This is a genomic window from Pseudokineococcus marinus, assembly GCF_013004605.1.
GTDB lineage: Bacteria > Actinomycetota > Actinomycetes > Actinomycetales > Quadrisphaeraceae > Pseudokineococcus > Pseudokineococcus marinus.
Window position 1 is genome coordinate 1 of sequence record NZ_JABEMA010000125.1, and the last position, 8,888, is coordinate 8,888.

The window sequence follows — 8,888 nt, forward strand, 5'->3', positions numbered from 1 at the left end:
GTGGACGGGCCGCGGCGTCGAGCTGGCCGTCATGCCGCCCGACGACTTCGCGATGCCCCCGCTGGAGCGCCGCGAGACCGTGTCCATGGACGTCGAGGACCGCGTCCGAGCGACGCCGGGCGGCGTGCAGGGCGACGTCGGCGTAGAAGGCCTCGCGGCGACGGGCCGCGACGCCCACGGGGGCCTCGGCCGGGCGCTGGGGCTCGAGCACGGCCTCCATGCCGGCGCGCAGGAGGCCGAGCGCCTCGGTGCGCAGCTGGCTCACGCGCGACTCCGTGACGCCGAGCTCCTCGGCGACCTCGGCCAGCGGGCGCTGCTCGAGGAAGGTGCCGACGACGACGCGGCGCAGCCGCTCGGGCAGCGCGGCGACGCCGGCGCCCATGACGCGCATGCGCTCGGCGCGCAGCGCCAGCTCCTCGGGACCGGGCCGCTCGTCGGCCAGGCCCTCGGCCCACGTGCGGGCGAGCGCCTCGCCGCCGTCGCCCGAGCCCGCGACCGGGGCGTCGAGGCTGGAGACGGTCACGCCCGACTCGGCGCGGCGACGGTCGACCTCGGCGGTGCCGACGCCCATGGCCCCCGCCAGCTCCTCGCGGGTGGGGCGGCGGCCCAGGGTGGCGGTGAGGGAGTCCTCGACGCCGTGCATCTCCCGGCCGCGCGAGCGGACGCCGCGGCTCACGAGGTCCATGACCCGCAGCTCGTCGAGCACCGCCCCGCGGATGCGGGTGCTCGCGTACCGCGTGAAGGGGACGCCGGTCTCCTCGTCGTACCCGCGCGCGGCCTGCAGCAGCCCGGCGGCACCGGCGCCGGCCAGGTCGCCGGAGTCGACGTGCGCGGGCAGGCGCATCGCGACCTCCCGGACGACATGGCCGACGAGGGGCAGGTGGGCGGTGACGAGCGCCTCGACGGCGGCCGCGTCACGGCGGGAGGTGCGGGGGGAGGCGCTGCGGGGAGCGGTCGCGGCGCGCGCGGTGCGCGGGGCGGCGGGCTCGGCCGTGCGCTGCGTCGGGATCATCACGCTGCAGTCCTCGTCCCGGCGGCTGAGGGCCTTGAGCCCGGACGGGTCACGGCGTCGCCCCGGACCACCCGGTCGGACGCACCCTCCCCGCCTCCAGCCGCCCCGGACCGCTCAGGCGTCGCGGCGCACCGCCGATGGGCGCACCGGACCACCTGCCGGCCGCCCGGCCGCCGCAGGAGCAGGACGACCCCGGACCACCACCGGGGCGGACCACCGAGGAGAGGACCGTCATGGGCCTGGCAGAGCTGTCGAACGTGCTGTGGCGGGAGCGGGAGGTGCTCGAGCTCCTGCTCTTCAAGCTGGAGGAGGAGCAGCTCGTGCTCTCCAGCGGGCGCACGCGCTGGCTCGCCCACGCCACCCGCGAGGTGGAGGTGGTCCTCGACCAGGTCCGCGCCGCCGAGCTCGAGCGCGCCGTGCACGTGCAGGCGGTGGCCGCCGAGGTCGGCGTCGACGCCGGCGCCGGCCTGCGCCAGCTCGCCGAGGCCGTCGACGCCCCCTGGGACGAGGTCCTCGGTGCTCACCGCGACGCCTTCCTCGTCCTCACGAGCGAGATCAGCGCCACCGCGGCGGCCAACCGCGACGTCCTCGCCTCCGGGCGCCGGGCGCTCGACGAGGCGATGGCCTCCCTCGGCGAGGTCGGCCCGGGCGCCCCCGTCGTCCCCGTGCAGACCTACGGCCCGCGCGGCGGGCACCGCTCCGGCGCGGCCGACGCGGGCTCCCGCGCGCGGCTCGTCGACGAGGCGCTCTGACCTCTCCCTCCCCCGCAGATCTCCTCCTGCGGAGAGCCTCAGCACCACGCCCGTTGCGCCGATGGAGCGACGACGGCGGAGGGTCCTGAGCCCGCACCGCCACCCCCGGACCGAGAACCGGACCGACGCCGAAGACCGACCCCGATGCGGAGACCACGATGAGCACCTTCCAGGGCCTGTCCGTCGCCCTGAGCTCGCTGCAGTCCCAGCGGCGCGCGATGGACGTCGCCGGCCAGAACATCGCCAACGCGGCCACCCCCGGGTACACCCGCCAGCGGGCGGACCTCGTCTCGCAGGCGGGGCCGGTCAACCCGATCTCCAACGTGCGCGGCTGGACCACCGGCAACGGAGTGGCCGTCGCGGACATCACCCGGCTCACCGACCGCCTGGCCTCCAGCCGCGTCGAGATCACCACGGCCGACGCCGCCCTGGCCAGCACCCGCTCGGGCGTGCTCGACGCCGTCCAGGCCGGCTTCAACGAGCCCGGCGACACGGGCCTGCAGCACAAGCTCGGGCAGATGTGGACGGCCTGGTCGGCCCTCGGCGACCAGGACCCCCTGGGCACCGGCGGCGCCGCCGCCCGCGTCACCGTCGCCGGCCGCAGCGAGGAGGTCGCCGCGACGCTCCGCGAGGGCGCGGCCCAGACCGCCGCCACGTGGGGCGACGTGCGGGCCGAGCTCGGCACGCTGGAGACCTCGGTCAACAGCATCGCCACGTCGGTGGCCGACTACAACCGCCTCATCACCATCACCGAGACGACGGGCGCCACCGCGCACGAGCTCGCCGACCAGCGCGACCAGCTCGTCCGCCAGCTCTCCCAGCTCGTGGGCGCCACGAGCCGGCCCCGCCCCGACGGCGGCGTCGACGTCCTCGTCGGTGGCGAGGCCCTCGTCACCGGCGCCGTCGCGCGCCAGGTCGCCGTCGCCGGACCGCTCGCCATGGGCGGCGCCGCGACGGGCCCGACGACCGTCACCTTCGCCGACACCGGCGCGACCGCCGCCGTCGGCGGGGCCGCCGCCGCGCTCACCGAGGCCCTCACGACGACCATCCCCGGCGTCATGGCCGGCTACGACCGGGTCGCGCAGTCCGTCGCGACCCGTGTCAACGCCGCCCACGGCGACCCCGCCGTCTTCACCGCGGCGGGCGGCGGACCGGTCACCGCGGCGAACGTCACCGCCTCGATCGCCCCGAGCGACATCCGCGCCGGGACGGGCGGTCGCGGCGTCGAGGTCGCGGACGCCGTCGCCGCACTGGCGGAGGACCCCACGGGGCCGGACGGCCAGTGGCGCACGTTCGTCATCGGCGTCGCGGGCGCCGCCTCGGCCGCCGAGGTCCGCGCCACGGCGACGCAGACCAACAGCGACGCCGCCCGAGGGGCGCTCGTCGCGTCCACCGCCGTCGACGTCGACAGCGAGATGGTCGACCTGCTCACGTACCAGCGCGCCTACGAAGGAGCTGCCCGGGTGCTCACCACCGTGGACCAGATGCTCGACACGCTCATCAACCGCACCGGCGTGGTCGGACGATGAGCCCGATCAGCGGCATCTCCGCCAGCCTGTCCAGCGCCGGCGGCGTCGGCGGCCGCTCCACCCTGCTCGGCGGAGGTGCCTCGGCGCTCGCCGGCATCTCGACGGCCGCAGCGCGCCTGGCCCGCTCGAACGACGAGGTCAGCAGCGGCCGCGCCATCCACAAGCCCTCGGACGACGTCGTCGGCACCGACAAGGCGCTCGAGCTGCGCCGGGCGCTGGCGGCCGAGGACCGCTACTCCCGCTCGGGCTCGGACGCCACCGCGTGGCTCGGCACGACCGACGGCGCCCTCCAGCAGGGCATCGCCGTCCTGCAGCGCGTGCGCGCCCTCACCGTGCAGGCCGGCTCGGACGCCAACGGCGCCACCGCGCGGGCGGCCCTGGCCACCGAGGTGCGCGGGCTGCGCGACGACGTCCTCTCGGTCGCGAACACGACCTACCTCGGCCGGCCGGTCTTCGGCGGCACGACGGGCGAGCCCCGCGCCTTCACCGAGTCCGGCGGCGTCGTCACGCCGGCGACGGACACCGGCTCCGGGTCGGTCGTGCGCGGCCTCGCGCCCGGCACGAGCATCCGGGTGGACACCTCGGGCGCCGCGGCCTTCGGCACCGGCGACGACTCGGTCTTCGCCGTCCTCGACCGCGTGGCGACCGCCATGACGGCCGGATCCGCCGAGTCCTCCGCCGCGCTGGCCGACCTCGACGCGGCCCTGGGCCGCATGACGACGGCCCTCACGGACGTCGGCACCCGCATGTCCCGCGTGGACTCGCTGCGCTCGCGCGGCGAGGACCGCGTGCTCTCCCTGACCTCGGCGAAGGCCGACGTCGAGGAGGTCGACCTGGCCAAGTCGCTCATGGAGCTGTCGATGCACGAGAAGGCCTACCAGGCCGCCCTCGGCGCGGCCGCCCGGACGTCGACGCCCACGCTCCTAGACTTCCTCCGGTGAGCGCTCCGACGTCGGCCCCGCCCGCGCTGCCCGAGGTGCGCTTCGTCGCGCCGCTGCCCGGCCTCGAGCAGCTCACCCGCTTCGCGCTGGTGCGCCTCGACGACACGGGGACCCTGTACTCACTGCAGTCCCTCGAAGCCGACGGCGTGCGCCTCGTCGTCCTCGCCCCGGGCGCGTGGTTCCCCGACTACGCGCCGGAGGTCGAGGAGGACGACGTCGAGGGCCTCGGCCTCGAGACGGCCGACGACGCGCTCCTGCTCGTCGTCATCACGCCGGGCGCGTCGCTCGCCGCCAGCACGGCCAACCTGCTGGCGCCGATCGTCGTGCACGCCGGCACGGGCCTCGCCGCACAGGTGCTCCTCCCCCGCGGCGAGCACCCGCTGCGCGCGCCGCTCGTCGCGGCCTGACCCGCACCACCACGGGCGCCGGAGCCCCACGGCGTCCGGGGCGCCCTCCTGCACGGACTTCGTCGCCTTCTTCCGTCCGGGGCCTCCCTTTGCGCGGACTTCGTAGCCCTTCTCCGTCGAGGGCCTCCCCCCGCGCGGACGTCGTAGCCCTTCTCCGTCGACAGGACGCGTCACCGCATGTGTACGCTCGTCCACATGAGGGAGCCCGCGCCGCCCCCGCCCGCCGACCGGCCGGGCGACCCGCTCGCCGGCGACCCGCGGTCCATGGCGCAGCGGATGCGCGACGGCGACTGGTACCGCGCCGACGACCCCGAGATCACCGAGGCCGCCCACCGCGGCATCGAGCTGGCCGAGGCCTACAACGCCACGAGCTCGCGCCAGGAGACGCTGCGCGCCGAGCTGCTGGGCCGCCTGCTCGGCGCCGTCGGCGAGGGGACGGCGGTCCGCCCTCCCCTGCACGTGGACTACGGCACCAACCTGCGCATGGGCGCGCGGTGCTTCGCCAACTTCGGGCTGACGGCGCTCGACGTCGCCGACATCACCATCGGCGACGACGTCCAGATCGGCCCCCACGTCCAGCTCCTCACGCCGACGCACCCGCTCGACCCCGAGCTGCGGCGGGCCGGGTGGGAGGCCGCGGAGCCGATCACCGTCGAGGACGGCGTGTGGCTGGGCGGCGGCGTCGTCGTCTGCCCCGGCGTCACCATCGGCGCCGGCACGGTCGTGGGCGCCGGGTCGGTCGTCACGCGCGACCTGCCGCCCCGCGGCCTCGCCGTCGGCAGCCCCGCCCGCGTCGTCCGGTCCCTCGACGACGACGCCGGACGACCCGCGTGAGCGCGTCGCCCACGACCGAGGCCGCCCCCCGCTCGCCGCGGCCCCGCCGCACCGACCCGCACCGCCGCGAGCGCATCGTCGCGGCCGCGCTCGAGGTCCTGGCCGAGCACGGCGTCGCCGGGACGACGCACCGGCGGGTCGCCGCGGCGGCCGACGTCCCCCTCGGCTCGACGACCTACCACTTCGCCTCGTTGGCCGACCTCCGCGCCGCCGCCTACCGCGCGCTGCAGCAGCGCGTCTCGCAGCAGTACGAGGCCGCGCTGGCCGCCGCGCGCACGCCGGCGCAGCTCGTCGACGCCGTCACCGACCTCGTCATGGGCGACGCCGGCGCGAGCGCCGCGGACTGGTCGGTCACCTACGAGCTGTACCTCGAGGCCCTGAAGGACCCGGCCCTGCGCGAGGTCACCGAGGGCTGGATGGCCACGAGCCGCCGGGTCCTCGAGCGGGTCGTCGACCCGGCGACCGCCCGCGGGCTCGACGCGCTGGTCGAGGGCCTCGTCATGCACCGCGTGCTCTCCACCGCCCCGATGGGCCGCGACGTCGTCCGCGAGGCGGTGCGCCGCGCCGTCGGCGCGCCCGTCGACGACCGCGCACCGGGTCCAGCCACCACCCCTGCCACCGCCCCCGCACCTGCGCCGACCGGCCGAGACGGAGACCCCCGCACGTGAGCGCCACCACCCCCCTCGCCGCCCCCGTCGTCAGCCGGGCGGTGGGCGCGACCTACGTCGCCTTCATCGGCTCGGGCTTCGCCTTCGCCAGCTGGGCCTCGCGCATCCCCCAGGTGCGCGACCGGCTCGACCTCTCGACCGCCGCGCTGGGCCTCGTGCTCCTCGCCATCGCCGCGGGCTCCGTCCTCGCGCTGCCCGCCTCCGGCCCCGTCATCGCCCGCATCGGCTCGCGGCGCATGGTCGCCGTCATGGCCGTGCTGCTCGGGTCGGCGCTCGTCGTCGCCTCGGGCGGCGTGCTGGCGGGGGCGCTGCCCCTGCTCGTCCTCGGGCTCTTCCTCCTCGGCCTGGCGAACGGGGCCTGGGACGTGGCGATGAACGTCCACGGCGCCGTCGTCGAGCGCCTCGTCGGCCGCACGATCATGACGCGCTTCCACGCCGGCTTCAGCGTCGGCACGGTGGCCGGGGCGCTGCTCGGCACCCTGCTCGTGGCGCTCGACGTGCCGGTGCCGTGGCACCTCGCCGTCGTCGGCGTCGTCGTGGCCGTCGCCGTCCCCCTCGGGTCCCGGGCCTTCGTGCCCGACGACAGCGCGGCTGACCTCGACCCGATGGACGACGGCCCGCTGGTCGACGGCCCGGCGGAGGACGAGACGGCCGACGGGTCCCCGGCCGAGGCGGCCGCCTCGCTCGCGGCCGGTCCGGAGCCCACCGCGTCCCCCGCGGCGGCGCCCGCGGTCGCGCCGCGGGGCGCCTTCGCGTCGTGGACCGAGCCGCGGACGCTCCTCATCGGCGTCTTCGTGCTGGCCTTCGCCTTCGCCGAGGGCACGGCCAACGACTGGATCGCCGTGGCGGTCATCGACGGCTACGGCGCCGAGGCCGCCCTGGGCACGCTGACCTTCGCCGTCTTCCTCACGGCCATGACGGTGGGCCGCTGGTACGGCCCCGACCTGCTCGACCGCTTCGGGCGGGTGGCGACCATCCGCGTCATGGCCTCGGTGTCGCTCGTCGGGCTGCTGCTCTTCATCTTCTCCCCGAGCCTCCCGCTCGCCCTCGTCGGCGCCCTGCTGTGGGGCGGCGGCATCGCCCTCGGCTTCCCGCTCGGCATGAGCGCCGCCGCCGACGACCCGGCCCTGGCGCCCGGGCGGGTCAGCGTCGTCGCCTCGATCGGCTACGTCGCCTTCCTCGCCGGGCCCCCGCTCATCGGCCTGCTCGGCGAGGCCGCGGGCGTGCTGCGCGCGGTGTCCGTCGTCGCCGTGCTGCTCGCTCTGGCGCTGCTCGTGTCGGGCTCGGTCCGCCCGCTCGAGCGCCCTCAGACCCGCCGGGCGACGACGGCGTAGAGCGGGTCGCCGCGGTACGTGCCGCCGCGCTCGGGGCCCGGCGGCGTGCGCAGGGCGACCTGGGGCTCGGTGAGGCCGCCGGCCCGGCGCAGGTACTCCGCGACGAGGGCGCACCGGCCGTCGTCGTCCGTGGCGAGCCACCCGTGGACGGCCTTCGTGGGGAAGCAGCGGTTCGAGAAGGTGAGGACGACGGGCGCCCCCGGCCGCAGCACCCGCGCCGCCTCGGCGAGCACCTCGACGGGGCGCACGAGGTAGTCGACCGACACGCAGCACAGGACGGCGTCGACGGAGGCGTCGTCGAGCGGCAGCCGCGGGTCGACGTTGAGGTCGTGGACGACGCGGCGGGTCGCCATCGGGTTGGCGTCGAGCTCGGCCGCGTTCATGCCGAGGACGACGAGCTCGTCGGGCGCGCAGCGCAGGTGCGAGACCCACGACGACATGAGGTCGAGCACGACCCGGGGGCGCCCGTCCGGGCTCGGCGACGACCCGTCGACCCCCAGCTCGGCGTAGAGGTCGCCCACCGCGGCGATCGCGGCGTCGTCGATGTGCGTCACGAGCCGCTGCGGCGCGTAGAACCGGCTGTCGGGCGAGGGGTCGTCGCGCTCGAAGAACCACGCGGGGAAGGGCTCGGGCGCCGGCGTCGTCACCGGAGCAGCGTCACCCGCCGGGCTCGGCGGGGCACCCGGGCGTGGTGGTGAGACCTGTTCGACGCTGCCGGCTCGGCGTCCCGCTCGGACTGCGCGCGACGAAGCTGGTCCTCCTCGCCGTCGCCGGCGTCGCCCCCTCACCCCCGCGGCAGGCGGCCGAGCGCGGCGTCGAGGGCGGCGTGCGCGGCGGCGTCGTCGAGGCCGAGCTGCCGGGCGACCAGCGCGAGGCGGTCGGCGGCGTCGGGGAGCTCGGACGCGCCCGCGCCCGGGTCGGGAGGGGTCTGCACGACGGTGCCGTGGCGACCCGCGCTGCGGACCCAGCCGTCCCGGGCCAGGAGCTCGTAGACCCGGTTCACCGTGCCGCGGGCGAGGCCGAGGTCCGTCGCCAGGTGACGGATCGGGGGCAGGTGCGCGCCGGGGCGCAGCTCCCCGGCGCGGATGAGGCGCTCGATCTGCTCGCGCAGCTGCTCGAAGACGGGGACCGGGGAGTCCGGGTCCACGCTCACCATCACGCGACGGCGCTCCGCAGACGCCGCGGGGCGCGCGGCGCCGCGCGGACGAGCAGGACGACCACGGCGACGAACCCGGTGAGGCCGCCCGCGGTGGCGAGGACGTCGAGCACGACCGGCGCCTGCGGCGTCGCGGCGCGCCACCACGCGAGCACCCACGTCGCCGTGAGGACGGCCGCGGCCAGCTCGAGGCGGGCCACGGAGGAGGCTGCGAAGCCCCGCAGCCGGCGGTCCAGCCGCACGACGCGCGCGTCG

General features: G+C 77.1%; 11 protein-coding genes. 7 read left to right on the top strand and 4 right to left on the bottom strand.

The features are described from left to right. On the bottom strand, positions 1-1,012 hold a 1,012-nt coding region (locus HLB09_RS09500; RefSeq protein ID WP_246234961.1), incomplete at its 3' end, for a sigma-70 family RNA polymerase sigma factor. 233 nt (positions 1,013-1,245) lie between these two features. On the opposite strand from HLB09_RS09500, the gene flgN reads away from it, so the two are divergent. The 7 genes from flgN to HLB09_RS09535 all read left to right on the top strand — a co-directional run bounded on the left by flgN (position 1,246) and on the right by HLB09_RS09535 (position 7,477). Beyond that, positions 1,246-1,764: a flagellar export chaperone FlgN gene (gene flgN / locus HLB09_RS09505; RefSeq protein ID WP_171203144.1), complete on the top strand. Its 519-nt coding sequence runs from the start codon at positions 1,246-1,248 to the stop codon at positions 1,762-1,764. 158 nt (positions 1,765-1,922) lie between these two features. Continuing rightward, positions 1,923-3,293 carry a flagellar hook-associated protein FlgK gene (flgK, locus tag HLB09_RS09510; protein ID WP_171203145.1) on the top strand — a complete coding sequence of 457 codons (1,371 nt, stop codon included), beginning with the start codon at positions 1,923-1,925 and terminating at the stop codon, positions 3,291-3,293. After that, positions 3,290-4,234: a flagellin N-terminal helical domain-containing protein gene (locus tag HLB09_RS09515; RefSeq protein WP_171203146.1), complete on the top strand. Its 945-nt coding sequence runs from the start codon at positions 3,290-3,292 to the stop codon at positions 4,232-4,234. Before flgK ends, HLB09_RS09515 begins: the two co-directional genes overlap by 4 nt. Beyond that, positions 4,231-4,641: a flagellar assembly protein FliW gene (fliW, locus tag HLB09_RS09520; protein ID WP_171203147.1), complete on the top strand. Its 411-nt coding sequence runs from the start codon at positions 4,231-4,233 to the stop codon at positions 4,639-4,641. Before HLB09_RS09515 ends, fliW begins: the two co-directional genes overlap by 4 nt. 195 nt (positions 4,642-4,836) lie before the next feature. After that, entirely contained in the window at positions 4,837-5,475 is a 639-nt protein-coding gene (locus HLB09_RS09525) for a sugar O-acetyltransferase (RefSeq protein ID WP_212770834.1), read from the top strand. Continuing rightward, entirely contained in the window at positions 5,472-6,143 is a 672-nt protein-coding gene (locus HLB09_RS19950) for a TetR/AcrR family transcriptional regulator (protein WP_171203148.1), read from the top strand. The genes HLB09_RS09525 and HLB09_RS19950 overlap by 4 nt, the downstream gene beginning before the upstream one ends. After that, on the top strand, positions 6,140-7,477 hold the full coding sequence (locus HLB09_RS09535) for an MFS transporter (protein WP_171203149.1): 1,338 nt from the start codon (positions 6,140-6,142) through the stop codon (positions 7,475-7,477). Before HLB09_RS19950 ends, HLB09_RS09535 begins: the two co-directional genes overlap by 4 nt. On the opposite strand, the gene HLB09_RS19955 is transcribed toward HLB09_RS09535, so the two are convergent. The 3 genes from HLB09_RS19955 to HLB09_RS09550 all read right to left on the bottom strand — a co-directional run. Continuing rightward, entirely contained in the window at positions 7,450-8,124 is a 675-nt protein-coding gene (locus HLB09_RS19955; RefSeq protein WP_171203150.1) for a class I SAM-dependent methyltransferase, read from the bottom strand. The two genes, HLB09_RS09535 and HLB09_RS19955, sit on opposite strands and share 28 nt — an antisense overlap. 137 nt (positions 8,125-8,261) lie before the next feature. Next, positions 8,262-8,633, bottom strand: a complete 372-nt coding sequence (locus HLB09_RS09545) for a GntR family transcriptional regulator (RefSeq protein WP_246234972.1) — start codon at positions 8,631-8,633, stop codon at positions 8,262-8,264. Next, the coding region (locus HLB09_RS09550; protein WP_212770835.1) for a hypothetical protein at positions 8,633-8,888 on the bottom strand (256 nt) is incomplete at its 5' end. The genes HLB09_RS09545 and HLB09_RS09550, both read right to left, overlap by 1 nt.